The 26684-nt window shown below is 58.0% G+C and carries 23 protein-coding genes and 1 tRNA gene; 13 read left to right on the top strand and 11 right to left on the bottom strand.

What is annotated here, in order from left to right; all coding sequences use genetic code 11:
* Positions 1-50: 50 nt before the first annotated feature.
* The 3 genes from H8696_RS00310 to H8696_RS00300 all read right to left on the bottom strand — a co-directional run bounded on the left by H8696_RS00310 (position 51) and on the right by H8696_RS00300 (position 5335).
* Complete coding sequence (locus H8696_RS00310) at positions 51-3797, bottom strand: DUF11 domain-containing protein (RefSeq protein WP_249314178.1); 3747 nt, start codon at positions 3795-3797, stop codon at positions 51-53.
* A gap of 228 nt (positions 3798-4025) precedes the next feature.
* Positions 4026-4101 (bottom strand) — tRNA-Arg (locus H8696_RS00305).
* A gap of 73 nt (positions 4102-4174) precedes the next feature.
* Positions 4175-5335: an AbrB family transcriptional regulator gene (locus tag H8696_RS00300; protein ID WP_249314177.1), complete on the bottom strand. Its 1161-nt coding sequence runs from the start codon at positions 5333-5335 to the stop codon at positions 4175-4177.
* 193 nt (positions 5336-5528) lie between these two features.
* Here H8696_RS00300 and H8696_RS00295 point away from each other — a divergent pair, with 193 nt between their 5' ends.
* Entirely contained in the window at positions 5529-6473 is a 945-nt protein-coding gene (locus tag H8696_RS00295) for a DUF1177 domain-containing protein (protein ID WP_249314176.1), read from the top strand.
* Positions 6470-7414, top strand: a complete 945-nt coding sequence (locus H8696_RS00290; RefSeq protein ID WP_249314175.1) for an aminopeptidase — start codon at positions 6470-6472, stop codon at positions 7412-7414. The genes H8696_RS00295 and H8696_RS00290 overlap by 4 nt, the downstream gene beginning before the upstream one ends.
* Before the next feature lie 29 nt (positions 7415-7443).
* On the opposite strand, the gene H8696_RS00285 is transcribed toward H8696_RS00290, so the two are convergent.
* Positions 7444-8655, bottom strand: coding sequence for a four-carbon acid sugar kinase family protein (locus H8696_RS00285; protein WP_249314173.1), 1212 nt, complete (start codon positions 8653-8655; stop codon positions 7444-7446).
* A 130-nt stretch (positions 8656-8785) separates the two neighbouring features.
* Here H8696_RS00285 and pdxA point away from each other — a divergent pair, with 130 nt between their 5' ends.
* The 6 genes from pdxA (at position 8786) to H8696_RS00255 (ending at position 12578) form a co-directional block, all read left to right on the top strand.
* Positions 8786-9781, top strand: a complete 996-nt coding sequence (gene pdxA, locus H8696_RS00280; RefSeq protein WP_407926356.1) for a 4-hydroxythreonine-4-phosphate dehydrogenase PdxA — start codon at positions 8786-8788, stop codon at positions 9779-9781.
* 5 nt (positions 9782-9786) lie between these two features.
* Positions 9787-10314, top strand: a complete 528-nt coding sequence (locus H8696_RS00275) for a GNAT family N-acetyltransferase (RefSeq protein ID WP_249314171.1) — start codon at positions 9787-9789, stop codon at positions 10312-10314.
* Positions 10315-10401: 87 nt separating this feature from the next.
* The gene (locus H8696_RS00270) at positions 10402-11256 is read left to right on the top strand and encodes a glycosyltransferase (RefSeq protein ID WP_249314170.1); all 855 of its coding nucleotides are present in this window, start codon (positions 10402-10404) and stop codon (positions 11254-11256) included.
* A gap of 73 nt (positions 11257-11329) precedes the next feature.
* On the top strand, positions 11330-11686 hold the full coding sequence (locus H8696_RS00265) for a PadR family transcriptional regulator (protein WP_249314169.1): 357 nt from the start codon (positions 11330-11332) through the stop codon (positions 11684-11686).
* Positions 11683-12129: a DUF1700 domain-containing protein gene (locus H8696_RS00260; protein ID WP_249314167.1), complete on the top strand. Its 447-nt coding sequence runs from the start codon at positions 11683-11685 to the stop codon at positions 12127-12129. Before H8696_RS00265 ends, H8696_RS00260 begins: the two co-directional genes overlap by 4 nt.
* Complete coding sequence (locus tag H8696_RS00255; RefSeq protein ID WP_249314166.1) at positions 12129-12578, top strand: lipoprotein; 450 nt, start codon at positions 12129-12131, stop codon at positions 12576-12578. The genes H8696_RS00260 and H8696_RS00255 overlap by 1 nt, the downstream gene beginning before the upstream one ends.
* A gap of 38 nt (positions 12579-12616) precedes the next feature.
* On the opposite strand, the gene H8696_RS00250 is transcribed toward H8696_RS00255, so the two are convergent.
* The 4 genes from H8696_RS00250 to H8696_RS00235 form a co-directional block, all read right to left on the bottom strand.
* The gene (locus tag H8696_RS00250; RefSeq protein WP_249314165.1) at positions 12617-14893 is read right to left on the bottom strand and encodes a hydratase; all 2277 of its coding nucleotides are present in this window, start codon (positions 14891-14893) and stop codon (positions 12617-12619) included.
* A gap of 114 nt (positions 14894-15007) precedes the next feature.
* Positions 15008-15970, bottom strand: coding sequence for an acyl-CoA dehydratase activase (locus tag H8696_RS00245; protein ID WP_249314164.1), 963 nt, complete (start codon positions 15968-15970; stop codon positions 15008-15010).
* Complete coding sequence (locus H8696_RS00240) at positions 15954-17048, bottom strand: 2-hydroxyacyl-CoA dehydratase (protein WP_249314163.1); 1095 nt, start codon at positions 17046-17048, stop codon at positions 15954-15956. Before H8696_RS00240 ends, H8696_RS00245 begins: the two co-directional genes overlap by 17 nt.
* Positions 16987-17985 carry an acyl-CoA dehydratase activase-related protein gene (locus H8696_RS00235; RefSeq protein WP_249314162.1) on the bottom strand — a complete coding sequence of 333 codons (999 nt, stop codon included), beginning with the start codon at positions 17983-17985 and terminating at the stop codon, positions 16987-16989. Before H8696_RS00235 ends, H8696_RS00240 begins: the two co-directional genes overlap by 62 nt.
* A 153-nt stretch (positions 17986-18138) precedes the next feature.
* Between H8696_RS00235 and H8696_RS00230 the strand changes: the two genes are divergently transcribed.
* From H8696_RS00230 to H8696_RS00210, 5 genes are all read left to right on the top strand, one after another.
* Positions 18139-19122, top strand: a complete 984-nt coding sequence (locus tag H8696_RS00230) for an acyl-CoA dehydratase activase-related protein (RefSeq protein ID WP_249314161.1) — start codon at positions 18139-18141, stop codon at positions 19120-19122.
* A gap of 1 nt (position 19123) precedes the next feature.
* Positions 19124-20305 (top strand): hypothetical protein, encoded by a 1182-nt coding sequence (locus H8696_RS00225; protein ID WP_249314160.1) that lies wholly within the window; start codon positions 19124-19126, stop codon positions 20303-20305.
* A gap of 21 nt (positions 20306-20326) precedes the next feature.
* Complete coding sequence (locus tag H8696_RS00220; RefSeq protein WP_249314159.1) at positions 20327-21295, top strand: acyl-CoA dehydratase activase; 969 nt, start codon at positions 20327-20329, stop codon at positions 21293-21295.
* 70 nt (positions 21296-21365) lie between these two features.
* Positions 21366-22319, top strand: a complete 954-nt coding sequence (locus tag H8696_RS00215) for an AEC family transporter (protein ID WP_249314158.1) — start codon at positions 21366-21368, stop codon at positions 22317-22319.
* Between the two features lie 14 nt (positions 22320-22333).
* Positions 22334-23050, top strand: coding sequence for a hypothetical protein (locus tag H8696_RS00210; RefSeq protein ID WP_249314157.1), 717 nt, complete (start codon positions 22334-22336; stop codon positions 23048-23050).
* On the opposite strand, the gene H8696_RS00205 is transcribed toward H8696_RS00210, so the two are convergent.
* From H8696_RS00205 to H8696_RS00195, 3 genes are read right to left on the bottom strand one after another with little or no spacing between them, the layout of a single operon-like run.
* Positions 23043-23963, bottom strand: a complete 921-nt coding sequence (locus H8696_RS00205; RefSeq protein ID WP_249314156.1) for a hypothetical protein — start codon at positions 23961-23963, stop codon at positions 23043-23045. The genes H8696_RS00210 and H8696_RS00205 overlap by 8 nt on opposite strands.
* Before the next feature lie 9 nt (positions 23964-23972).
* Positions 23973-25493 (bottom strand): MBOAT family O-acyltransferase, encoded by a 1521-nt coding sequence (locus tag H8696_RS00200; RefSeq protein WP_249314155.1) that lies wholly within the window; start codon positions 25491-25493, stop codon positions 23973-23975.
* Positions 25494-25529: 36 nt separating this feature from the next.
* Entirely contained in the window at positions 25530-26660 is a 1131-nt protein-coding gene (locus H8696_RS00195) for a GerMN domain-containing protein (RefSeq protein WP_249314154.1), read from the bottom strand.
* Positions 26661-26684 lie beyond the last annotated feature (24 nt).

The raw sequence follows: 26684 nt of genomic DNA, 5'->3' as shown, positions 1-26684 counted from the left end.
AAAAAAACGCACCTCAAAATGAGGTGCGTTTTTTATTCGGCTGAAAATCTTCACAGGCTCTCCCAATGCTGTCTGACACGGCATCCGCTTTTCCCCGGCGGCTGACAGCAGATATCTGCTATGCGCACGGCGGCGGAAGCTGTGTTGTTGGCGAGGTTGGGGTCGGCGGTGAGGGAGAACACGCCGGCCGTATTGCAGATACAGTCCCTGGCGTACGCGCTGACGAATCCGGCCACCAGAATGGAGAGCGAAGCGCCCGCTTCAAGGATGCCTGCCCGGCAGCTTCCGGTCCAGACCTGCCAGGTTTGACCGTTATCCGCCGAGTAGAGCGTTCCGCTCAGCTCCCTTGGCAGCATATCCCGGATGATAACTTCCTCCGCCGCGGCCGGTCCGGCGTTGGATACGGTCAGTGTAAAGGTGACGTACTGGCAGCGGCCCGCCGGGTTGGGGAAAGCGGTTTTCTGAATGGAGAGGTCCGCTCCGCCGGACGCGACGGGGATATCCACGGTAGCTGTGTTGTTGTTTGGATCGGGATCGGGCGCGTCTGCCGCCGTCACCGCCGTGTTGGAGATTATGCCGCAGGCCGCTTCAGACACGGTCCCTCGGATCAATACGACTGCGCTCCCGCCGGCGGCAAGCCGGCCCACAAGATACGGGTTGGACCAGACGTTCCAATTCACGCCGCCGTCCACGGAAAACTCCGCGCCGGTGAGCTCGGGCGCCGTCTCGTCATAAAGCGTCACATTATCCGCGGCGTCCGGTCCCCGGTTGGTTACCGTGACGGCGTAGGTCATCCGCTGGCCCGGAACGGCCAAATCGGGCCGGGCGGTTTTCGTGACGGCGATATCCGCCGAGGCGGCGGCCATCACGTCGGTGGTGCTCGTATCGGTGTTGTTGCTGGGATCGGGATCGGGCGTATCGCTGTTCACCACAGCGGTGTTGACAATGGTCCCGCCTGCCAGCAGGGCAACGGTCCCCCGAAGCAGGATCGTGCGCGCACTTCCGGCGGCCAGCGTCCCCAGGGCGAGGGGACCAGTCCAGGGCTGGAAGGCGGCGCCATCCACGGAGTATTGAGGACCGATCAGGTCGGGCGGGACATTGTCCAGCACCACAACATTCTGGGCGTCGGCCGGTCCGGCATTGGCTGCACGCAGCGTATAGGTCAGAACTTCTCCCGGCCGCACCGGGTCGGGCGCGGCAGTCTTAAGAATGGACAGATCCGCCGTGGGGGTCACCGGTGTTACTTCGGTAAAGGTGTTGTTGTCCGGATCGGGGTCGGGCGTATCGCTGTTCACCACAGCGGTGTTGGTGATGATTCCGGTCGCTCCGGCGTCCGTGGTGCCGCGCAGCAGCACGGTGCGGGAACTGCCGGCGGGCAAATCCCCCAAAGCGGCGGAGCCGGACCAGGATTGGAAGGTGGCACCGTTATCCAGCGAATATTCCACGCCGGCGAGCTCCGGGGGCACGGAATCGGTCAAGATTACATCCTGCGCGTCGCTGGGCCCGCCGTTGGATACCACCACCGTGTAGGTGAGCACATCTCCGGCGGGCACGGGGGAAGGACTGCCAGATTTGATCACGGCCAGATCAGCGCTTGCCGCCACCGGGGTGGTATCGGTGGAAGTATTATTCGCGGGATCGGGATCGGGAGTGGGGCTTTCCGCCACGGCGGTATTGACGATGGGGTCCAGCGCCGATGAGCTTACCCGGCCCCGGATCAGCACCTGGACCGCGGTATTGGGCGCAAAATCCCCCAAAGCCAGGGAGCCGGTCCACGGCTGAAAGGAGATACCGCCGTTGGTGGAGTACTTCACATCGGTTAGGCCAAACGGAACGGCGTCCGTCAGGACCACGTCCGCCGCGGCGGAAGGTCCTCCATTGGAGACCGTCACCGTGTAGGTGATTTGCTCACCGGGCACGGCGGGATTGGGACTGCCCAGCTTCACCACGGAAATATCGGCGAGTTCATTGACCGGCGTCACGACCGTGTCCGAGTTGTTGGAAAGGTCCGGGTCGGGCGTGGCGGACAGCGCCGTGGCGGTGTTCTCGATACTCCCGCCTGCCGCGGGATTCACCGTGCCGCGGATGAGAATGGTCCTGCTCTCCCCGTTTTGGAGCCGGCCCAATGAATAGGGGCCTGACCAGGGGTTCCAGACTGCGCCGCCGTCTACTGAAAACTCCACATCGGTCAAAGTGGCGGAGACGTTATCCGCCAGCACCACGTTTTCAGCGGCCGAAGGCCCGGCATTGGAAATTGTGACGGTATAGGTCAGGATTTCACCGGGATACACCGGGCTGGGGCCGGATGTTTTTATCACCGACAGATCCGCCGACTCGCCAATTACCACCGGCACATAGTTGGAGACCACATTGAATTCTCCCGGGATGCCGCCCTCCACCGGCGTGTACTCATAGCGGATGGATGCGCTGTTGAGCGTAGGATTGGGGGTGGGCACCTTTGTTGCTGCAGCCGAGAATTCAATGGTGACACTTCCGCCGCCGGGAACATCCGGCAGGGGGAAGCCAATGTCCGGGTCGGCCGCCGCGGCCGGTGCGCCGTTAATGGCGGCGCTTCCGGGAACAAACGCCAGCCCATCGGGCACGGTATCCTGGAAAAACACGTTTGTCAGGGGGCTTTCGCAGGTGTTGGTGAGCGTCACCGTATAGCGGACCGTCTCCCCTACGTCGGCGCTGGATCTGTCCACGGTTTTCAAAGGAACGAAAATCGGCTCCTGGATCTCCTGAAAGGACACGTCGTCGATGGCGTAATCGTTGCCGATCACTTCCGGGCCCTCGCTCAAAAATTCAACGGTGAGGCTGGTATTGTTTTGGGAATTGATGGCGCTGCCAATCTGTTTCCACTCCGGTGCATTCACGTTGACGGGGATTAGAATTCCCAGCGTCGCACTGTACAGCACGCCGCCGTTTTGATCCAGGATACGTACTCCCAGTTCCGGGTTAGGGTAGCCCGTTACCTTAAAGAGATTGAGAATCCATGCGCTGAGCAGATAGTTTGTGTTGGGCCGCACCGGCACCTGGGCTCGGAAGAAAACCGCTCCGGGATTGAAGCCGTTGACCACCATCATCCGGCCGGTTTCATTGCCCTTAGTATGGTCAGCGATACGCCACCATGCGCCGATCACCTGGCTCAAGGTGTTGTTCATGATATTTTGCACCGTGTATTCTCCGCCAGCCGGCGTATAGACATCGGGATTGGGCAGAACATAGGTGAAATCCGGCGTCACGCCGGGATAGGGCTCGGTCGGGGCGCCGGTGTTTGCCGGTGTGCCCTGGGGAAAGGACCCGAAGGTGCCGTTGTCCGCAGCCTGAATCAGGTTATCGCCGGAAATAACAGCACAGGGATCCAGGATCACCTGGATGGGGGTATGGATGACCGGTCCATTGAAAAAATTCTGATTCACCAGATCCGCACCGGCCACCGTGACCAGCAGGGTGCTCGGGGTGACCGAATCCAAATTCGTGGAGCCGGGCGGCGGATTGCCGGCCGCACCGACGGGCGGGTTGACGCCTTCGGGAACGCTCCCCTGCTCCGCGGCGGAAAAATCTCCCGGCGTCGGGACTCCGCCTTGAGTTCCATAGGATTCTACAATCCGATAGCTGCCGTTGGGCACGTTAAGAAAGGCATAGTTGCCGGCCGCATCCGTCAAAACGGTGAGCCGAGCGGCGGTATCGACATTTTGAAGTACCACCGGTATATTGGCAAGACCGGAATCGCCCGAGGAGATCGTGGCACTTCGATCTCTGTCGAAGACGACGCGGCCCGATATTGTTGCCATAGTATTTGCACCTCTCGATCTAAATGAACGCCGCCGATGGCGGCGTAAAGAATGGTTGCGGGCAGCCGGCTGTACGGCTGTCGGGGTGCAGCATGCATAGGCCGCCCCTTCTACAATATATGCACATTTTTTACGGGGGGGCATTGGGGAATGGCAAAGGACTGGTTCCAAACAAAAAGAAAACACACCCCACAAAGTGAGGTGTGCAACTTAACGGCAGTCCGCCGCTGGCGCGCCTGGCAGGATTCGAACCTGCGACCTACCGGTTCGTAGCCGGGCACTCTATCCACTGAGCTACAAGCGCACAGCCCTTCTCACGAAAGGCTTTTTTATTATAGTACATGCCATTCAAAAAGTCAAACGCTCCATGGTAATTTTTAAATAAACCAGGAGGTCACAAATTTCAGCAGCGTGGGGAAAATCGCGAGGGTACCCACCACGCGGGCCGTCTGCATGACGGCTATTTTGGGGGTGTCCATGCCCAGTTCGTCGGCCAAAAGGCACATGTCCTGCACGCCGCCCGGCGCACAGGCCAGCATGCACGTGGTAAATTCCAGCTTGGTGACCTTGTGGATGATGGCCGCAATGAGAAAGCACCAGATGAAAACGCCCGCCATCATAATCAGCATGGGCACGACAAGCTGGGGAATCTTCATGACGTACTCCTGGGTCATGGTGGTGCCGATGTAGGCGCCGGCAAAGCACTGGGTAAACCTGCGCATATTGGTGGGCACGTAGCACTTCTCCGTTGCGATATTGACGGCAGCGGAGGCCACCATGGCGCCGATCATGGCGCCCGCCGGAATTCCCAGAAAATAACCGATGGAACCGCCGGCAACCGCCACCAGAACCGTAAGGAAAAACCGCAGAACGAGTTTTTTCCGCACCGCGGGATCATTTTTCTCCGCCAGGGGAATTTCCTGATTCTCCTTTGCCGGCTCCGGATCCATCTGATCCACCGCCCCGTCCAGAGCCGCCGCCTCCATCTCCGCCACCAGTGCCCTGCCCCCGGGCGCCGCGCCCGCCGCCGCTTTCGCTTTGCGCTTGTTGATGATCTTGGCAAAAATGGGCGGGAGCAGCGCCAAGGTCATGATCAAACGGGAAAGCTGGAGAATCACCACGTAGCTGGGGTTGGCCCCCAGGTCGCCCGCGATGATGGCCATATCGGTCATTCCGCCGGGAGCGCTGGCAAACATGGCCGTTGCCGGATCCAGTCCGCTGGCGTAATGGATGGCCGTGCCAAAGATGACGTTTAGAATCACCATGCAGCCCAGCAGCAGCACCACTGGTATGGCCATGCCCTTGAGGTCGTGCACGTCCTTCTTGCGGATGCCGGTGCCGATCACCGAGCCGGAGAACATCTGCACCACCGTCCTCAGCTCCACTGGAAAATAGACGAGGCCCGTGGCGAGATTGAGCGCAATCACCACCACCATGGCGCCCACCATGCAGCCCGCGGGCAGATGGAGCTTGTAACCAATGAACGCACCCAACGCCGCCGCGGCCATGGTCAAAAGCAGCAACAGGAACCAATTCACCCGGCATTCACTCTCCTTTATTTTGCATGTCCGCACATCCAAACTTGCAAAAGTATATCTCATTCTACCATAGATTCAGGCTTACTGCAAAATTTAAAGCTGATGACCATAATTTTATCATACAATATTGTCTGGCCGCTGTGGATATGATATCCTGAAAGAGGCGGCACACCGCCAGGAAAGGTTGAACAAAATGCTACTTAAACAGCTTCTTGAGGTCTACGATATACTGGACGACAGCGCCGCCAGCGGCGAGAGGACGGCAGCCTATCTCAGATCCATCCGCCCGGATGCCGACGTGGCCGTGGAGGTTCTCGCCGGTCCCAAAGGCTCCACGGATATGGTCAAGATCCGGATCCCCGGCAGCGCCGGCAAAGCGAAGGGGGGTTCCGCGCCCACCCTGGGCCTTCTGGGCCGGCTGGGCGGTCTTGGCGCCCGCCCGGAGCGCATCGGCTTTGTGTCCGATGGCGACGGCGCACTGGTGGCGCTGACCCTGGCGGCCAAGCTGCTGGATATGCAAAACAAGGGCGATACGCTCGCGGGTGACATCTTCATATCCACCCACGTATGCCCCAACGCACCCACTCAGCCCCATGAGCCGGTGCCCTTCATGGGCTCGCCCCTTGAGATGGCCCAGGTGAATCGGGCGGAGGTGACGGACGAGCTGGACGGCATCCTGGTGGTGGACACCACCAAGGGCAACCGGGTCATCAATCACCGGGGATTTGCCATCTCCCCCACGGTGAAGGAGGGCTACATTCTGAAGGTGAGCGAGGATCTTCTTGCCCTCATGGAGATCACCACCGGCAGGCTGCCCCAGGTCTTCGCCCTCTCCCAGCAGGACATCACGCCCTACGGCAACGGCTTGTACCATCTCAACAGCATTCTCCAGCCCTCCACCGCCACAAAGGCCCCTGTAGTGGGCGTTGCCATTACAGCCGAGACGGCGGTGCCCGGCTGCGCGACCGGCGCCACCCATTTCACCGACTGCGAGGAAGCCGCCCGCTTCATGCTGGAGGTGGCCAAGGCCTATGGCCGGGGAAGCTGCTCCCTCTATGATTCCGCGGAATATCAGCATCTGCAGGCGCTGTACGGCTCCATGAATCACTTCCAGACGAAAGGACGGTGGGAGAAATGACGCTGCGGGAGATTTCCAGGTCCTTGCTCCAGTCCAGTCTGGCGGTGCGGCGGGGCGAGACGGTGCTCATCGTCACCGACAACAGCCGCCTCTCCATAGGCCAGGCCCTCTATGAAGCCGCCGGCGATCTTGGCGCCGAAGCCCTGCTCATGGCGATGGCCGAACGGACCGTTTCCGGCGAGGAGCCTCCAAAAGCCGTGGCTGAGGCGATGAAGGCGGCGGATGTGATCGTCTGCCCCACCGCCAAATCCCTCACTCACACCAACGCCCGCATCGAGGCCGTGAAGGCCGGGGCCCGCATGGCCACCATGCCGGGCATCACCGAAGCTATGTTCACCAAGGGTGCTATCACCGCCGACTACGACCGTGTGGAGGCGCTGACGGCAGCCATGACCCAGCGGCTCACCGAGGCGAGCTGGGCCCGGGTGGTGAAGGACGGCCATGAGCTCATTTTGGATCTACGGGGCCGGAACGGGGTGCCCAGTCCCGGCGTTTACCGCACGCCGGGCACCAGCGGCAACCTGCCCTCCGGCGAGGCCTATATCGCACCATTGGAGACCGGCTCCCGGGGCTCCATGGTGATCGACGGGTCCATGGTGGGCGTGGGCAAATTGGCACGGCCCATCACCGTGACCGTGGAGGCCGGGCGACTCACAAAGATCGAGGGGGATGACGGCGCCCTCGGCATTCTTCTTGCCAACGAGCGGAACGGGACTCTGGGCGAGCTTGGGATCGGCACCAATGAAAAGGCCGTGCTTTGCGGCATCATTCTGGAGGATGAGAAGGTGTATGGCACGGTGCATATCGCCTTTGGCACCAACACCGCCTTTGGCGGCGTCAACAAGGCCGACTGTCACATGGACGGCGTCATTCTCCGTCCGGATCTCTATCTGGACGACGAGCCCGTCATCCGCCGGGGTGAATTTCTTTTGGAACTGTAATAAAAAGCGCCGGATTCCCGGCGCTTTTCTTATGCCCCAAATCGGGCGACGGCCTCGGCAATGGCGTCCAGGCCGCCCAGCCCTCCGGCCTTGGTGATGACGGGCAGACCGTCAAAGGCACCGCCCACCAGCCGTCCCGCGGGCACCATGGGCTCAAGCTCGCTCTCGATGGCAAGCGCTCTGGCAGACAGGCTCCGGCACAGGGCAAGCGCGGTGTCCCCGCCCACGATCATGAGGCCCGCCGCATAAGGCAGGGCCTCCTTTGCAATACGGCACAGCCTTTGCTGCACTTCGGCGCTGGCTTTGAGGAGCCCCTCCCGGTCCTTGCCAAAACGGCGTACAAGCTCCGCTTTGCCGCTTCCGGCCCCGTCCACCACCACGCTCCGGCCCGCTTTGAGGTCGTTTGCCGCCTTTTCTCCATCCTCCAGGGACAAAAGAAGGGCGCCCGATTTCTCCGCTCTACGAATCTGATCCTTGGTGCGCTGTGCGGGACTCCCCGACAGCACCAGCAAAGGACCATGCCCGGCGGTCCATTCCCTTTTTCGGGCCGCCCCGTGCGTCCGCGCCGCCATGGCCTTGAAAAGTCCCGCCGAGCCGCAGCGGAGCACCCTGAGTCCGCAAAGTTCCGCCGCCTCATCCAAGATCTCAAGATCGCGGTCCGTTTCCGCGTCGGCCACCACCGCTTCGCAGCCCGCACAACCTTGAAACGTTTCTGCCAGCGCTCCCGCGCCGCGGCGCACCGCCGCCAGCCCCACTTCCCGGACCGCAAGACCGGCGAGGCTGTCGGCTATCCGGTCCGAGGTCACCTGGGCGAAGGGGTCCTTGGCCAGATCGCTTGCAGTGATGGGCGTCCCGTTCACAAAATGCCGTCCGCCCGCCGTGGTCCTGCCCGAGCCTGGCAGGGCCGGCGCCACCAGGATCAAATCCGGCTTTAAAGCGCCGTGAACCGCCCTCAATTCCGCGTCCAGATTCCCTCTCAAGGTTGAATCGATTTTCTTATAAATGACCGGAATCCGGGCCTTTTCAAAGGCCTGGAGAAAGGCGCAGACCCGCTCCGCGGCCTCCTTTTCGGGCACATTCCGGCTCTCCGTATCCGCCACCGCCGCGGCCGCATTCATCTCAAAACGCCCCGCCGCCAGGGGATCCAGCAAAACCCAGGTGGGCACGCCCCTTCGGGCCAACTCCACGCCCGTGTCCATGGCCCCCGTCAGATCATCGGCAATCAGCGCCACTTTCTCCATACCGCGCCCTCCTCTTAAGAAAACGATATCATAAATTCATTATATCATGGTTCAAAGCATTGGCAAGGATGGAATTTGGGTATATAATCATCAAAAACGGTTCAACGTTTACCGAAGGAGGATTCTCATGCTGAAACCTATCCTCGCGATCACCATGGGCGACCCCGCCGGCGTGGGCCCGGAAATCATTGTGAAGGCCCTGGCCAATCCCGCCATCTATGAAATCTGCCGTCCCTTCGTGGTGGGGGACCGCAGAATCTTGGAGCGGGCCCGTGAGGTAACCCTGCTCCCCCTGCCCATTCATGAGATTGAAGGGCCGGAGGAGGGTTGCTACGCGCCGGGCGTCATCGACCTTGTTGCCTTGGATCTGGTCCCCGGGGATCTTCCCTTCGGAGAGGTCAGCGCCACGGCAGGGGATGCGGCGTTCCAGTTTTTGAAGAAGGCCGTCGAACTGGCTCTTGAAGGACGGCTGCAGGCCATCGTCACCGCGCCGCTCAATAAGGAGGCCCTTCATAAGGGCGGGCATCCCTATCCCGGCCATACGGAAATCCTGGCGGACCTGACGGGAACGAAGGACTATGCCATGATGCTCTCCGCGCCCAATCTCAAGGTGATCCACCTGACCACCCACATGGGCCTCATTGACGCCATCGAGAGCATCACTCCGGAGCGCACGTACAAGGTCATACGCCTGGCCCACGAGGTACTCGTGCGTTCCGGCTGCTCCCGGCCCCGGGTGGCCGTATCCGCCATCAACCCCCATGCCGGTGAAAACGGCCTCTTCGGCCGGGGCGAGGAGGCGGAAAAACTGGTGCCCGCCATCGAACGGGCCCGCTCGGAGGGCGTGGAGGTCTCCGGCCCCTATCCCGCGGACACGGTGTTCAACCGGGCTCTGCGGGGGGACTTTGATATCGTGGTGGCCTGTTATCATGATCAGGGCCATGTGCCGGTGAAGGTTCTCGGCTTTGAGGACGGGGTGAACATCACCGTGGGCCTCAGGGGCGGTGTGATCCGCACCTCCGTGGACCATGGCACCGCTTTTGACATTGCAGGCAAGAATCTGGCCAGCCCCCAAAGCCTCATTGCCGCCATCCGGGATGCGGCTGAGCTGGCGCCCAAGGAGTGAACAGCATGCAGTATCGTCATCTGACCCAAGACGAAATCAACGCCGATCTCTTCGCCCATTTCCAGCGCCATCAAGAGGTCAGGCGGTGCTGGCGAAAAATTGAGGGACGGTGGATGCTCATCGACCACCCCTTCGTGGAGGAATGGTCAAGGGAGGACTATGCCTTTTTGGTGGAATGCCTGCAAAATACCCTGCGGACCGGCGGCGGCGTGATGGGCGCGTTCGAGGACGGTCTTTTGAAAGGCTTCGCCTCGGTGGAAACCCGGCCTTTGGGCTCCCGTGGCCAATACCTTCAGCTTTCCGCCCTTCACGTGTCCAGCGACTGCCGGGGCGCGGGCACGGGCCGCGTTCTGTTTGGGATGGCCGCGGAAAAGGCGCGGGCGCTGGGCGCAGAAAGGCTCTACATCTCCGGCCATTCAGCGGAGGAAACCCAGGCCTTCTACCAGGCCATGGGCTGTCAGGAGGCCGAGGAATACGATGATGCGCTCCATGCCGCCGAGCCCTGTGACTGTCAGTTGGAATTCATCCTCTGACCCCTTTTGAAAACACCGGAGCACAGCCCAGCTGTGCTCCTTTTTTATCCGGTGCATAGGCTGGGTAGTAAAAGGCAGGTGTTTTTTATGGATCAACCCCGCATATCCGTCATCATTCCCGTGTACAACACGGCAAAATATTTGGCGGCGTGCCTTGACAGCGCGCTGAACCAATCCCTTCAGGAGGCGGAATTTCTCTGCATCAACGATGGTTCCACCGACGGCTCCCCCGAAATTTTGGCGAAATATGCCCAAAAGGACAGCAGGCTGCGGGTTCTAACCAAGGAAAATGAGGGATTGTCCGTGGCCCGGAACCTTGGTATCGCCGAGGCCCGGGGGGAATATCTCTGCTTTTTGGACAGCGACGATCTGATCCAGCCCGGCGCGCTTCAGGCCATGTATGAGGCGGCATCCCCGGAGCAGCTTGATCTTCTGGTCTTTGACTTTGATCTGCTGCACGACGGCGGCCCCGAGATTGGGGGAGGCCGGCCGGATGCCTGGCGCCGGAAACGGCATCATGATGGATTGAAGAGCGGAGAGGCCATGTATGTGGAGATGCTGCGGGAGGGCGATTACCGCTGCATGGCCTGGGGGCAGTGCCTGCGCCGCGCCTTTCTTCAAGAGACGGGGCACCGGTTCGTGCCGGGCATGGTTCACGAGGATGAACTGTTCACCCTGAATGCGCTGCTCCTCGCTCAAAAGGTCCGCCACCTCCACCGGTCCCTGTACGTATACCGGCTCAGGCAGGGTTCCATCATGAATTCGCCCTACTCCTTCGCCAAGCTCTCTTCCCGCATAAAAATCCTGCTGGATGAGGCGAAGCTCGCCCTTTCCCCCGAGCTTTCCCAGGACACCCGGGAGTGTATCGCCGCCGTCGCCCAGGATCTGCTGCAAAACACCCTGAAAATCTACGCCGGCTGGCTTCCCGGCCGCAAGTCTTGACAAAGTCTTCAAAGGCGGCTATACTTAGTATCACTAATTAGCAATACTAGGTATTCGGAAGGACGGCACCAAATTGGACAACCGGTACGTACAGCAATTCAAAAAGGGTTCCCTGGAGATGGTGCTTCTATGTCTGATCGGGCGGCGGGAAACCTACGGCTATGAGATCATCACTGAACTCAACCAAAGGGAGGAAACCCTCGGCTACGCCCGGGAGGGGACCATCTATCCCATCCTCTACCGCCTTGTGCAGGCCGGGCTCATCCAAAGCCGGTTGGCGCCGGCGGCCAACGGCGGCACCAAGAAATACTATTCCCTCACCGTTAGAGGCCGGGAGGTGCTTACGGAGCTGGTGGCCTTTTGGCGGGATTACACCCGCTGTGTGGATCAGTTCATTGAAAGCTACGAAATTGCGGAGGTGAAGCCATGAAGGAACAGTATCTGGCGGAAGTGGCAAAACGATTGAACGTCCCCCGTTCAAAGCGGAAAGAGATTCTCCGGGATCTCAGCGAGGCCTTCGCCTCGGCAGCGGAGCACGGCGAATCCGAGGAACAGGTCGTGCGGCGGCTGGGAACGCCTCAGGATTTTGTGGACAGCCTGGCGCCCTTTTCCCCCAGCACAAGAAAGCGGTTGGCCGCGGCCTTTGGCGTCACGCTGGTCGCAGCCGTCACCGCCCTCATCCCCTGGCTTGTGTCGCGCATGGACACCGTACCAAAAAACGCCATTGGACAGGCCGACGCCGCCACCTCCATCCAGCTGGAATCCGCTCTGCCCATCGATGCGCCCACCCTCTTTCTGATCGCCAGCCTTCTTCTTTTTGCCGGTGCGGCGCTGCTGGCCGTAAAGCTTTGGCGGATGAAGGGGCGGTCCTGATGAAAAGGATGCTGGTTCTGGCAGCCCTTCTCATGGCCGTTCTTTCGGGATGCTCCGTTCCGGGCGGCGCTTCCGCTTCCCCGGAGACGGTCCCTTCCGCCTCAAGCTTCGGCTCCGATCCGGGCGGTGCCGTACTAACCCATCAGTGGCCCCAAAATGAATACACCGAGGGCCTGCCCCGGCCTGCGGCGGGCGAGGTTGCCGGCGTCTCCATCGATGCCGAAAGAGGCTTCCTGGCTATCTTTCTGTCCGGCATAACGGAAGAGGATTCAGCGGCTTATGTGGAGGCATTGAAGCGGGAGGGCTTTCGAGAGACGGAAAAAACTTCGGAGGTCATTGCGGGCCAGGGCTACACTTCCACGGGCATCCTGCTCTTTGACGGCCAAACCTACGTGAGTCTCGCCTATTTTCCGGATCAGCTAAGTCTCTACATCAGCCGCAGGGCATAAAAAAAGCGAGTGAAAATCACTCGCTTTTTCTTTTTGATCTATTGGCCGCGGTAATAGTTGATGAGGCAGCCATCCAGCACGATCTGCCGCTCGTCCTCCGTCAGCTCAGGCAGCCCGATCTCAAAGGTGCCCTTGCCCAAAACATAAGCGGTCAGCGTTGAATCTCCCTCGGCGATCGCCTTTCGAATGCCCGGCAGGAAGATGAAATCATCCAGCTGGAATCCGGGCTCGCCTTGGTAGGTAAAGGGAATCATGCCCCAGTTGATAAGATTGGAGCGATACCGCTTGGTGGCGTATTCCCGGGCGATGTTGGCCCAGCCGCCCAGCACCTTCTGACAGGACGCCGCCTGTTCCCGGGCGGATCCGTCGCCGGGTTTGACGGCGTAGACCACGCTGCCCACGCCGGTGGCCTCCGGCCTGCTGTCAAAGCCCAGGGCCTTGACCGCCTGATACGCGGCGGACAGCTCGCCGTCCAGGAAATCCTCCCCGGCAAGCCGCGCCTTTTCATACTTCTGCACCGCTTTGGCCCGGCCCACATAGCCCGGGTCCTTGCGGGAGAGGGTAAACTCGGCCAGGCGCAGGGGGTTGGAGCGGTAGCTCGAGGTCTCGCCGGAGGGGATAAGCTCGTCGGTGGTGGTCACATCATCGGTGATATAGGAAACCACCTTGAGCAGAAGATCGTTTGTCAGCGGCGACATCTGGGGCCAGTCGGTGATATTGGGCCCAAACTTCAGCTCCGCTTCGGGGTCCGCCTTGCCGAAGCCATTGTAGCATCGGCTGTCGTACACCGCTTTGTTGAAGAAATACTTGGGCTTCGTGTAGTTCACGTCGAGGTCGGTAGCGGGCGTGATGCGGCCGCCGTTTAGTGCCGTGGCGCCGATGGAGCGGGCGTCCATGAGGGCCACCGAGGCAATCTGGCCGTCGGAGGGCTTGCTGCCCTCCCGGTTGGGGAAATTCCTCGTGGAGTGGCGAATGCTGAACCCGTGATGAGCGGGTACATCTCCCGCGCCGAAGCAGGGCCCGCAGAACGCGGTCTTGACGATGGCGCCGGCGGTCATGAGCTTCGGAATAGCACCGTTCTCAATGAGTCCCAAATAGGCGGGCTGGCTGGAGGGATAGATGGACAGGGAGAATTCACCGCTGCCCAGCTGATGGCCCTCAAGGATGTCGGCTACATCCGCCACGTTGTCGTAGGTGCCGCCGGCACAGCCGCCGATAAAGCCCTGGCTGGCCATGAGCCGTCCGTCCGCGATCCGTTCCCGCAGGCCGAGATCGAGATTCTTTAGATTCATCTGCTTTGCCGCCGCCTTCTCTACCGCATCCACGATGTCGGCGAGGTTGGCGTTCAGCTCCTCGATGGTATACACATTGGAGGGATGCAGCGGCATGGCGATCATGGGCTTCACCGCCGCGAGATCCACCACCACCGCGCCGTCGTAATAGGCCACTTCGCCAGGATTCAGCTCCCGGTAGGCCTCTGGGCGGCCATGAATCTCAAAGTACTCCTTCACCTTGCCGTCGGTGCGCCAGATGGAGCTGAGGCAGGTGGTCTCAGTGGTCATCACGTCGATGCCGTTGCGGTATTCCACAGGGAGGTTTTCAATGCCGTCCCCCACGAATTCCATGACTTTATTTTTCACATAGCCATTTCTGAACACGGCGCCAATGATGGCGAGGGCCACATCCTGAGGACCCACGCCGGGATGAGGCGTGCCCGTAAGATACACCGCCACCACGCCCGGGCGCTTCACATCATAGGTCTTCTCGAGAAGCTGCTTGACCAGTTCGCCGCCGCCTTCGCCCACGCCCATGGTGCCCAGTGCGCCATAGCGGGTGTGGCTGTCCGAGGCCAGGATCATCCTTCCGCAGCCGCTTTGCATCTCCCGCATGTACGTGTGAATCACCGCCAGATGGGGAGGCACGAAGATGCCGCCGTACTTCTTGGCCGCCGAGAGGCCGAACATGTGATCGTCCTCATTGATGGTGCCGCCCACGGCACACAGACTGTTGTGGCAGTTGGTCAAAACATAGGGAATGGGAAAGCGCTCAAGGCCGCTGGCCCGCGCCGTCTGCACGATACCCACATAGGTGATGTCGTGGGAGGCCATGGCATCGAATTTGAGCTTCAGGTTCTCCATATCGTCCGAGGTGTTGTGAGCCTTCAGGATACCGTACGCCATGGTGTTCTTTGCCGCTTCCGCCCGGGACACAGCTCTGCCCGCCGACCGTTCGATTTCGGCCGCCGCCTCCGGTCCGTCCTTCACCAGCTTTTTACCGCCGATGAGATAAGCCCCGCCTTCATAGAGTTTGATCATACGCGCTTCTCTCCTTTGCAAACCCATTTCTCAGTGCCTTTTGGTTTTCCTATTATTACATAAAAACCACCGGAATGCAAGTTCATCCGGTGGTTCATGCAAAATGGATTTGTATCATTCGGCGCTGGCATGGGCCCTGGCCTCGCTCCATCTGCCGCACTGGTCCCCCCATACGGCAAGGGGTTTGCCATCGGCCAGCACCCGCATCACCTCGCAGCTGTTGGCGCAGCCCTGACAAGCAAAACCCTGGGTGGCATACTCCCGATCCCAGCCGCCCCAGCCCCGGAAATGGGTTGCGCCGCTTCTTTGCACCGCCTGCTCCGCCAAAAGGGCGGCCCCCAGCGCTCCCATCACTTCGAAGTGCTCCGGCACTGCCACCGTAAGCCCCAGCTCCCGCTCGAAGGCCCGGACAATTCCGGGGTTCGCCGCCACGCCGCCCTGAAAAAGCACCGGCCCCTCCAGCTGTCTGCCCCGGGCCAGATTGTTGAGATAATTCCGCACCAGCGCCCGGCAAAGCCCGGCCACAATATCCGCTTCAGCGTAGCCAGCCTGCTGCTTATGGATCATGTCCGACTCGGCAAAGACGGCACACCGCCCGGCGATGGAAACATCCTTTCGGGATTTCAGCGCCAGCTCGCCGAATTCGGCGAGGTCCATACCCAGCCGTGCCGCCTGGCGGTCGAGGAAGGAGCCGGTTCCCGCGGCACACACGGTGTTCATGGCAAAATCCCGTACCACGCCGTCCTTGAGAAAGATGATCTTGGAGTCCTGGCCGCCGATCTCAAGGACGGTGCGCACCTCCGGCTCCGAAGCGGAAGCGGCTACGCCATGGGCTGTGATCTCATTTTTAACTACGTCGGCGCCCACCATCATGCCGGCAAGCTGACGCCCGCTGCCCGTGGCGCCCACACCCTCCACCGGTTCCCCTGAAAGTTCCGCGGAGAATTCCGCCATGCCTCTTTGCACCGCATCCACCGGCTTTCCCCGGGTCCGGAGATAGAGCTTTTTCAGCACCCTTCCATCCCTGTAGGCCACGAGATTGGTGCTCACCGAACCCACGTCAATACCAAGATACATGTTCCTTCTCCTTTCGCTGTTCCAGCATGTCCACAAAGGCCTCCAGCCGGGTGCGGTACCCGGCCCTGCCGCTCATCTCGTCCACCACCAGCACCATGAGGGGGATGCCGTAATCCTCGCTCACGCTGGGCAGAATGCTCTTTGCCACAATCTCCGGCAGACAGGTCAGCGGAAAGAGCTGGATGATGCCGTCATACCCTTCCCCGGCATAGCGGATGGCGTGCCCCAGCGTCTCCTGGGCGTGGCCGCCCACGAAGGTGCGCAGGTAGGGCCGGGCCACCTCCCGGATCTCCGGTTCCTGCCAGAACTTCAGCTTCAGAATGTGGTCGGTGATCCAGCTGCTGAGCCGCATGGACACCGAAACCTCCACCCCCATCTGGCCCAGCATCCTGGGGATATCCAGATTGGTGAAGGGCTCCAGCATGGTAAAGATCTCGCCCACAATACCCACCTTGAGCGCGGGACCCGGCCGAAGGGGCACCGCTTCAAGACGGGCCATCGTCTGGTCCACCGCCCAAAGCAGCTGGGAGCTTCCGCACAGGCTGAAGGCCCGCCGCTCAAAATCCTGCAGAATTTTATCGGTGGTTCCGGCTTTTCGTTCCCGTGCCCGCACCTTGAGGGCCTTGTCCTGCATCCCGTCCACCGCCTGGCTCACCTTGAGCGCCTCCCCCACGGCCCGGAGGCACCGGGACAGGCTGCGCCCCTCCACCACCCGGCCCAGCCGGGCAAGGAGAGCCTTCATGCCCGCCCGGTCCCGGGGTGCATCCAGCACGATCATCTCCATGTCATACCCGAGATCCTTCAGAATCTCCCCCTCCAGCTGGCCGTAGTAGCCAAACCTGCAGGGTCCGCAGCCGCCGGTGATCAGCACCGTGTCCGCGCCCAGCTCCGCGCTTTCCAGAAAATTGCCCAGGTTGATCTTGAAGGGCAGGCACGCCTGTTCCGGCGCATAGCGGCTGCCCAGCTCCAGCGTCCTTTGGGTGCAGGCCGGAGGCATCACGTAGGGGATCCTCAGATCATCCAGCAAAGATTTGGCCAAGATGTTCAGCGTCCCCATCTGGGGAAATGTCACCACCATCGCCCAACCTCCGTTCCAACATATCGATAAAGGCCTCCACCCGGGTTTCCATGCCCGCCGGACCGGAATGCTCATCCAGGGTCAGCGTCATGAAGGGCAGATCCCGTTTCCTTTGAATCATTCTTTCACACAGATCGCCGATGAAGGCATCGATGCCGCAGCCGTAGGCCGCCACAAAGATGATGCCGTCAATGCCCGGATCCCCGCCCATCATGAGGGCGGCGCCGGCCTGACGCTTGGGAAGGGTCCAGAAGATCTTTTTGGGCAGCTCGTCCGCGGTTTGCCGCGCCTTTCCTTCATCCAGCATCTCCGGCGTGACCACCGCCACGTTCATGGCCGTAAGCCTTCGGATCAGGTCCATGCTCACGTGCCGGTCGTACAGCGTGTAGCTGTGGCCCACCACGCCCACCCGGAGTATAGGCTCCAGCAGGGGACGCCAGCCCTCGATGGGCAGTTCCCCTGCCCGAAGGGCCTCCAGGCCGCTCATGTGCTCCGCCAGGGCCATGCCCACCGCCGTCTCCACCCGGGTCCGGTCGGAAGAGAATTCCCGGCCGAGCTCCCTGAGGGTTCGGCGCACCGAATGGAGGCTGCCCGAGATCTCAATGAGGGGCGAAATGATCCTTGGAAGTCCGGGAATGCTGTGGCGCACCATGTCGGTGAGCCCAATCATCTTCGGGCACATGTATTCATGGCGGGTCACTCCCTTGATCACCGGCAGAAAGATGGCGTCCACCCGGTCCTTCAGCCAGGCCGCGTGGCCGTGGAAAAGCTTCACCGGCAGGCACGCCTCGTCCACACATAGAGATGTACCCAGGCGCATAATTTCTTCCTGGGTGGGCGGTGAGATCACCACCTGCTGGTCCAGCATCTCAAAGAACGTTTGGGCCAGCCCGCCATACTCGTAATAGGTGAGCGCCCGGGGCAGTCCAATTCTCATGGAACCCTCCTCCTTTTTCATCAAAAAACAGTATGGACGAAAAACCAGAACTTAAACGGAGGAGAGGGCAGCTTCCAGTAAAAAACGAATGCGTCCATGGCCGAAATGTGCTATAATCGTTCCGTGTTTGAAAGATAGAAAAGAGGTATTCATTTGGTCATAGGAATCCCCCGTGCTCTTTACGATTATTACTACCATCCCCTGTGGGCTGGCATCTTTGAGAGCCTTGGCATGAAGGTGATTTCTTCACCCCCCACCAATCAGCAGATACTGCAGGCCGGCGTAAAGGTCTGTCCTGCCGAGCTGTGTGTTCCCATCAAAATTTTTTGCGGTCATGTGGCCGAACTTATGGAGAAGTCGGATTACGTGTTTGTGCCCCGGCTGGTCTCCATGCATAACCGTGAGTGGTTCTGTCCGAAATTTTTGGGACTGCCCGACCTGGTGCGGCACACGGTGCCCGGTGCCATGAAAAAGGTCCTGAGTCCGGACATCCGCAGCGACGGCACCGACCACGGCTTTACGGTGAAGTCATTGATGGAGATCGCCGGGCCGCTGGGCGTGGTCAAAAATGATATGAAAAAAGCGCTGGCCGCTGGAACGGCGGCTTTTGGTCGTTTCCGAGAACTCTGTGAGGCGGGCCATACGCTGGACGAGGCCGCTCTTCTTCTGAAGGGCCGGGCGCCGAAAGTCTCTTTAGAGTCCCCGGAGCTCACCCTCGGAATCATTGGTTATGTGTACAATATCTACGACAGCGCCATCAGCATGGATATTCTGAAGCGGCTCAGAGCCATGAACGTAAAGCCGATAACCTTCGAAACGTTGGGCGAGGAAGTACTCCAAAACCCCCGCAAGCCCGGCAAAAAAATCTTTTGGACCTTCACTCGCAAGACCTACAATGCCGCGAAGATCATGATGGAGCGGCCAGATCTTGACGGACTCATCCATGTCACCGCCTTTGGCTGCGGCCCGGACTCGGTGATGGGCAAAATGCTGGAGATGGACTGCGAGACGGCAGGCATGCCTTTCATGACCATTCGGGTGGATGAGCATTCCGGTGAGAATCATCTGCAGACCCGCATGGAGGCCTTCGTGGATATGCTGATCCGCAAAAAGCGGCGCACGAGGAGTGTGATCTGATATGAAAATTTCTTTCCCCTACATGGGTTGTGTCACCGGCTATCAAAAGATGCTGGAGCTCATGGGCCATGAGATCATCATGCCGCCCCGGCCCACTTCCCGGACGGTGGATCTTGGCGCCAAGTACGCGCCAGAATTTCTCTGTTTCCCCTTCAAGATGATGCTGGGCACCTACATCGAGGTGGCCGAACAGGGCGCGGAGCTCATCGTATCCACAGGCGGCCGGGGTCCGTGCCGTGCGGGCATGTATGGCGAGATCCATCAGCGCATTCTCCGTCAGTTGGGCTACAGGACCGAGATTGCCATCTTCGACGATCCCACTCAAAACCGCAAAGCCTTCCTTGAGCAGGTAAAGGGCCTCATCAATCACACATCTCTTCCAAAGGCCCTTCGCTCCGCCTATCTGTCCTACCGGCTGATTGAGTCCATGGACAGCCTGGAGGCAAAGCTGAAAACCCTTCGGCCCTACGAGGTTGAGGCAGGAAGCTTTGACCGGGCCTGGCGCACCATCACCGGCTGGCACGAGGGCTGTTTCTCCCAAAAGGATCTCAAAAAGGTACGCCGGGATTCGGAGGAGCTCCTTGTGAGCATTCAAATTCGGAACGTGCCCGAAGCGGAAAAACTTCGAGTGGGCATCGTGGGCGAGATCTACGTGGCCATGGAGTCGGCGGCCAACATGGACATCGAGCGCAAGCTGAACAGCCTTGGCATCGAGACGTACAACTGCCAAAGCCTTTCCCACTGGTTGCATCATCATATCTATCCCAAGTGGTCAAAGGCCAACGAGGCCATTCAGATCATGAAGAAGGCCCGGCGCTACACGCCCCTCAACGCCGGCGGCCACGATATGGAAAACATTGGCTGGATGATGGAGTACAAGGAACGGAGGATGGACGGCGTAGTCCATCTGATGCCCTTTGGTTGCCTGCCCGAGCTTATCACCCAGTCCCTCATTCCCGACATCACCCGGGATCTGGATCTGCCCATTTTGTCCATGTCCATCGATGAGCAGACCGGTTCCGTCAATAATCAGACCCGCCTTGAAGCTTTTGCCGATCTCATCGCCCAAAAAAAACGGGTGAAAAATGCTTCAGTGAAGGCTCCTTCCTTCCAGGTCCCCGCAGGGGAGGGCAAGGATACCTTTACCGCCTACCGGCAGTCCGGCTCCGAGGTCAGGATCTAACAGAAAGCGAGCGTTCATTCCATGGAAAAACTCTATCTCGGCGTGGACGTGGGCTCGGTGAGCACCAACGTCGTCGCCATCAATGGTGAAGGCCATCTCGTCTTCGACGAATACATCCGCACCCAGGGTCAGCCCCTGGAATCGGTGAGAATTGGTTTCAAGAATCTTCGAGAATCCATCGATCCCGCCAAGTATGAGGTTGCCGCCGTGGGCACTACGGGCAGCGGCCGCCAGCTGGTGGGGCTCATGGTGGGCGCAGATCTGGTGAAAAACGAGATATCCGCTCATGCCGCCGCCACCGCCCACTTCCATCCGGAGGTGCGCACCATCTTTGAGATTGGCGGTCAGGATTCCAAGATCATCTTTTTGAAGGACGGCATGGTGGTGGATTTTGCCATGAACACCGTGTGCGCCGCCGGCACCGGCTCCTTCCTGGATCACCAGGCGGAGCGGCTTGGCGTACCCATCGAAAAATTTGGCGAACTCGCTCTCAAGACCGAGAAGAGCGTCCGCATCGCAGGGCGCTGCACCGTGTTCGCCGAATCGGATATGATCGCGAAACAGCAATACGGCTTCTCCAAGGCGGAGATCGTCAAGGGCCTTTGTCAGGCTCTGGTGCGCAACTACCTCAACAATCTGGGCCGGGGAAAAACACTGGCGCCTCCCTATGCCTTTCAGGGCGGTGTGGCGGCCAACGCCGGCATCCATCAGGCCTTTGAGGAACAGATCGGCCATCCCGTCATCATTCCCAAGTATTTTAATGTGATGGGCGCCATCGGGTCGGCCATCTTGGCCAAGGAGCAGGTGGAAAAGACTGGCCAGCCTTCGAGTTTCCGCGGTTTCGAGCTGACCGACCTCGATTTTCATCCCACCACCATGGAATGCAGCGACTGTCCCAACCAGTGCGAGGTGGTCAAGGTGGAGATTGACGGCAGGGTCGTGGCCATGTGGGGCGACAAATGCGGCAAATGGGCTAACAGCGTCTATTGAACTTTAATAAGCACTTCCGCTGTCATGCTTAAATTTTTGGATCCATGGCAATGATAGATAGGAGCGGAGTATGTTTCAAAATCTGGTGTTCAGTCTCAACGGCGTGTTCCCCATCTTCTTCATGACGGCGGTGGGCTATCTGCTTCGGCGCTTCAAGTTTGTGGATGGCAAGTACGTGGATCAAACAAGCGGCTACGCCTTCAAGTTCGTGATGCCGGTGATGCTGTTTATGACCATGTATAACAGCGATTTTTCCAATGCTGTCAACCTCAATCTGGTTCTGATCGCCTACGGAACCACGCTCATCATGTGTTTTCTCATGTGGTGGCTGGCCCCGAAGTTTATCAAGGATCGGGGCGCCCAAGGCGCCTTCATCCATGGCACCTTCCGGAACAACTATGTGGTCATCGGCCTGTCCATGACCATCGCCCTTTTCGGTGAGGCGGCGGGCGCCAAGAGCGCCTTCATCCTCTCGTGCACCATGCCTCTGTACAGCGTTCTTGGCGTATGGGTGCTGGTGACCCATGCCGAGGGCACGGGTGTGAAGCGGGCGAGCATCGGCCACACCCTCAAGAGCATCGTGCTCAATCCTCTTTTCATTGGAACCATGGCCGGGCTTCTTTTTGTGATCTTCGGGCTCAAGCTGCCCACCTTTGCGGAGAAATCCCTGGATATGCTCAACAAGATGGGCACCCCTTTGGTGCTCCTTTTGGCGGGCGCCTCCCTGGATTTCTCCCATTTCAAGAAGCAGTGGAAGCTCTCCCTGTCCGCTTCCGTGATTAAAACCATCGTCACGCCGCTCATCTTTCTGCCCGCTGCCTATCTGCTTGGGCTCCGGGGCGAGGATCTTGGCGTGATCTTCCTGTTCCTGGCCTCGCCTACGGCCATCAACACCTTCCTCATGGCCAAAAATATGGGCAATGATGCGGAGCTCGCTACCGATATCGTCATGGTGTCCACCCTCATTGCCTTCGTATTCATCTTCATTGGATGCTTCGTGCTTCGAACCGTAGGACTGATTTAATTGGAGGACTCATTTTGAAAAAGCAAAGATTTGCCGTGCTTCCCATCTTGATTTCCGCCGTGTTGACCCTGGCTCTTGCGGGCTGCGACACGGGTGGCGGAAAGACCACCCCGTCCCCTTCGCCCAGCGCATCGCCGTCCGCTGCCGCGACGCCTGTCCCGACTTCGGAGCCCGTAGCTACGCCCGCTCCGGCCGCCACCCCGGAGGCTTCCTTGGCCGCCCCGACGCCTTCAAGCGTACCGGAAATGACGCCCTTCGTCAGCGGCGAGGGCTCCTGCGGCCCGGAAAGCTACACCCCCGGCGACAATCCCATTGACGACGCCTTTGCCAAGGACTTCGAGGCGGCCAGCGCCACGCCGGAGCTTCAGCTGCTGGCCGAAACCTATAAGAATGCCTGGCGGGCGGAGCTGACGAATGTATCCCGGCAGATTGACGGTCTGTTCACCTATGAGGATGACCGGGACGTGATCGAGGATTATGTGGATGATGTGCTGGATTTGGCGGAAGAAAAGGCGGCGCTTGAAGAAATCGCCTACTCCGACTACACCCTCTCCCCACGGGAGCGGGCTTCGGGCCGCGGTACCGGCGCCGGCTATTCCGCCGATTTCGCCCGGGCCTACACCTACCGCGGCGCCGTGCTGGACCTTGCAAAGACCTACGGCATCCTCACCGGCGAGCGGGGCGGGTACACCTTCGTCTATCAGGGAACGGGTGCCGGAATCGCTAAATGACGGCGCCTTTTTCCCATATCCTGCAATAAGGATTCTGTTTTGTAATCAGAAGATTCACATATCCTTCACGAACCAGGCCGTCGAAGTGCATTCCGTCCGTAAAATCTTCGCTGTCAATAATATCCGAACGCCATTCCATATCGTATATGGGAGCATATTGCGAAAGCTTTGCCTTGTAATAATCCAGTTCGTCCTGTAATTCATAGCGGTCCACTATCTGATCCCAAAAATCTCGGTGCATGGGCGGGGTAATAAAATATAATTCAATACCCTCATTATTGCAGTACTGTGCAATTTCTATCAAACCATTTAACATCTCTTCATTTATGCTATAGTCAGCGCAAGGTACGGATACATATTCCAATTCCTTGGCTCTGCGCTCAGCACGTGGAAGTTCCGGCTCAGGCTCAACTTTAATGGGTGCGACCCATTGTTTTAGGTTATTGAAGGCCAGCCTGTTATGATCAAAATTCAAATAATATTGAAAAACATTTTCAGCTTGGTCAACTACCTGCGGCACCCTATCGAGCGCATAAGCGGAATTCATCGTATAAAAACTGATTTGAAAGATAACACGTTCGGGTTTTCGCTTTTCTGCGGCAAACCAAAATAGATCAATGCTTTCTTTAAGGGACGCCCCGCCAAAAGCGAGATTGGCATACTCATCATCCACTCCCAAAGTTTTCATCTGTCTCCAAACGTAGGCTGTCCTCGAATCTCCAAGCAAAAGCGTGGACGTGTCGGAGTTTAAATATTTCCGCATGCGCGGCAAAGGCGTAACTATCCCTTCTTCGAACCCTCGATAATCATTGAAAAAATTCCAATAATCATAGGGATCCAATGAAGTAAATAGACTTATCCAAAGAAAAACAGGCATAAAAAATATCAACAATTTTACAACTATCTTTTTCATGGCAACCTCTTAAAATTGAAAATAGATAAACTGAACCGCAGATCCATATCCACCATTCTGAAAAATAAAAAATACTAAAACTAGAATACAAAGGGCCCAATAGCCAAACCATCTTATCGGTTTTGCCATACAATTTGAAATTCGGTCCAAGCTATATTTACGCCTTATATCCAAATAATCAACAAACCATAGTATCAAAATCATGATAATTAATGCAATATAATAAAAATAACTGATTGCATTTCCCGGAGCCAGAGTTTGATTGATAATGGCGCCAGCTTTACTTATCCAAGAAGTTAGACTCAAATCCACAAATAATCCTTTAATAATTGTGAATGCTTCCGTCATATTGGCAGCCCTAAAAAAGATCCATGCGAAGGCTACCAATCCGAAAGTACTTATAACTTTAGCAGTACGCTTAGCGTTGTTTAGCAGCTTGGTCTTAAAGTGTATAGGTTTGAAAATATGCCGCCAGATCTCTTCGATAATACGATAAAACCCATGCAACGCGCCCCAGATCACATAGTGCCAGCTGGCCCCATGCCATAAACCGCTAACCAAAAAAACGACCATTAGATTAAAATTTTTGCGGACAAATCCTTTCCTGTTTCCTCCTAATGGAATATACAAATAATCTCGAAACCAAGTTGACAGCGAAATATGCCAACGATTCCAGAACTCTGTAATGGACTGCGAGAAATAGGGCGATCTAAAGTTCGCCATTAAATCAAATCCCATGATTTTGGCAGAGCCAATAGCAATATCAGAATACCCGGAAAAATCACAATAAATCTGTACGGAAAAAAGCAGTACAGCAGAAATTAACGTCAGGCCGCCCCCACCGCCGAGAGGATCATTGAATACCGCATTTACATAGACTGCCGCGGTATCCGCTATTGCAATTTTTTTGAAAAATCCCCATAGCATCAACCTTAAACCTGACACCGTTCTGGCATAATCAAAGGAATGTTTTTCCTCAAATTGCGGAATAAGATTTTTTGACCGTTCAATAGGGCCTGCAACAAGTTGAGGAAAGAATGAAACAAACAGCGCATATTTTGCGAAATTTTGAATAGGATCTATATCTTTCCTATACACATCCAGCGTATAGCTCAACGCCTGAAACGTGTAAAAAGAGATACCCACGGGCAGCAGTATATCAAATTGAGGCATAGAAAGCTGGATATGAAGTGCCGAAAACAATCTTTCCAAGCTTTGCGAAGCAAACCCATAATATTTAAAAAAGAAAAGAATGGAGAGATTAAGAATCAAACTTAATGCTACCCACAATCTCTTTAATCGTACAGCCTGACGTTCTGGTTTCAGATTCGCTTTTTGTATGAGCAACCCACTTAGCCAAGTAATTACCGTTGAAAAAAGAATCAGCAGTGCATACTGTGGGTTCCAGCACATATAGAAATAATAACTGCATAAAAGCAGCCACAAATATCGTATCCGATGAGGAATCAAAAAATAAATGACTGTTACAATCGGAAAAAAAATCAAAAAATCGACTGAGTTAAATAGCATATTGTCCCCCCGTCACATATTTTTTATCTTTTTATGCTATTCATTGGGATACAGGTCCTCACGCACCACTTCAAAGGTGTCGTCGTCCTCCTGATAGATGTGGCCCGACTCGTAATTGGCGCCGTCCAGGGTGATTTTCACCTCGGGATACCCGTAATAGCTGGACAGCGTGTAGGCGATGGCCTGAAGGATCATGTTTTCCACGCCGGCGCCGGCATTCATGGAACTGACAAAGCTCCTGCTGAAATCGATGCGGATAATCCCCTCTTCAGCGCTCACCGTCACGCTGTTAATGGCGGCGTCCTCGCCCATGAGAGCCGTGAGCCCGCTGTCCGAGGGATGCTTGAACAGCGCCTCCAGCATGGCCTCCGGCCTCTCGTTGGTGGCAACCTCCACCGTGCGCTTCTCATCTTTGTACTGATTATGGGTCACATCGGGATAAGTCACGTACAGTTCTTCCGTGCGGCCGCCTTCCACGATCTCCGCCAGCTCCTTCGTAACCGTCATTTCACCGCTCTCATACAGAGTCTTCACCAGGCCCAGGCCTTTGGCATAATAGCTCTTTTCCGTGGCGCCCTCCTCCGTTCGGGTCACCTCCAGCGTCTCAAAGGTACCGGCAGGCGTGGTGATCTCCACATCCTTGCCGGTGATCTCGTAGGTGCTGGCAGCGCCCTGGCTGTCCACGCTCCAGGAGGTGCCCACCTCAAGGGGCTCCTGCAAAACAATTTCGCGGCTTTCCGCCGTCACATCCAATTTATTCTCAAGGCCATAGCTTTCTCCCCGAAAATAGATTCGTTCCAGCTTGCCGTCGGCCTTCTCAAGCACGGAGACGGACGTGGTGCCCGTGCCGATGCACCGCATCTGGGCACGGTTTCCACCGGTGAAATCAAAAAAGACCTGCTCATCGGTGTATTCGCCGCCCTCCCCGGTATAGATCAGCGTGGTGTCCGCCAGGAACGGAAAGTAGCCGGACAGTTCATCATCCGGGTCCTGGACAGGCTCAGGCGTGGCCGGGGCCTGGGACTGGGACGGAACCAAGGTGGGCCCGCTCTTCGCCACTTCCTTCGTCGGTTCAGCCGAGACCGACGGTGCCGCCGTTTCCGCAGCCGGCGCCGAGCATCCTCCCAGCATAAGCAGTGCAGCCAATATCCAAGCGATTTTCTTCAATCGCATACACCTCCTGACCATACT

The sequence above is a fragment of the Gehongia tenuis genome (assembly GCF_014384795.1).
GTDB classification, from domain to species: Bacteria; Bacillota; Clostridia; order Christensenellales; family NSJ-53; genus Gehongia; species Gehongia tenuis.
The sequence above is the reverse complement of the archived record's forward strand: the minus strand, read 5'-3'. Positions and strand labels throughout refer to the sequence as shown.

Coding starts and splice junctions, on each gene's coding strand:
- H8696_RS00240 (WP_249314163.1), bottom strand. CDS start 17,048: ATGGTGGTGACATTTCCCCAGATGGGGACGCTGAACATCTTGGCCAAA.
- H8696_RS00310 (WP_249314178.1), bottom strand. CDS start 3,797: ATGGCAACAATATCGGGCCGCGTCGTCTTCGACAGAGATCGAAGTGCC.
- H8696_RS00235 (WP_249314162.1), bottom strand. CDS start 17,985: ATGAGAATTGGACTGCCCCGGGCGCTCACCTATTACGAGTATGGCGGG.
- H8696_RS00220 (WP_249314159.1), top strand. CDS start 20,327: ATGGAAAAACTCTATCTCGGCGTGGACGTGGGCTCGGTGAGCACCAAC.
- H8696_RS00200 (WP_249314155.1), bottom strand. CDS start 25,493: ATGCTATTTAACTCAGTCGATTTTTTGATTTTTTTTCCGATTGTAACA.
- H8696_RS00215 (WP_249314158.1), top strand. CDS start 21,366: ATGTTTCAAAATCTGGTGTTCAGTCTCAACGGCGTGTTCCCCATCTTC.
- H8696_RS00285 (WP_249314173.1), bottom strand. CDS start 8,655: ATGGAGAAAGTGGCGCTGATTGCCGATGATCTGACGGGGGCCATGGAC.
- H8696_RS00295 (WP_249314176.1), top strand. CDS start 5,529: ATGCTACTTAAACAGCTTCTTGAGGTCTACGATATACTGGACGACAGC.
- H8696_RS00255 (WP_249314166.1), top strand. CDS start 12,129: ATGAAAAGGATGCTGGTTCTGGCAGCCCTTCTCATGGCCGTTCTTTCG.
- H8696_RS00270 (WP_249314170.1), top strand. CDS start 10,402: ATGGATCAACCCCGCATATCCGTCATCATTCCCGTGTACAACACGGCA.
- H8696_RS00205 (WP_249314156.1), bottom strand. CDS start 23,963: ATGAAAAAGATAGTTGTAAAATTGTTGATATTTTTTATGCCTGTTTTT.
- H8696_RS00290 (WP_249314175.1), top strand. CDS start 6,470: ATGACGCTGCGGGAGATTTCCAGGTCCTTGCTCCAGTCCAGTCTGGCG.
- H8696_RS00225 (WP_249314160.1), top strand. CDS start 19,124: ATGAAAATTTCTTTCCCCTACATGGGTTGTGTCACCGGCTATCAAAAG.
- H8696_RS00275 (WP_249314171.1), top strand. CDS start 9,787: ATGCAGTATCGTCATCTGACCCAAGACGAAATCAACGCCGATCTCTTC.
- H8696_RS00245 (WP_249314164.1), bottom strand. CDS start 15,970: ATGTATCTTGGTATTGACGTGGGTTCGGTGAGCACCAATCTCGTGGCC.
- H8696_RS00250 (WP_249314165.1), bottom strand. CDS start 14,893: ATGATCAAACTCTATGAAGGCGGGGCTTATCTCATCGGCGGTAAAAAG.
- H8696_RS00260 (WP_249314167.1), top strand. CDS start 11,683: ATGAAGGAACAGTATCTGGCGGAAGTGGCAAAACGATTGAACGTCCCC.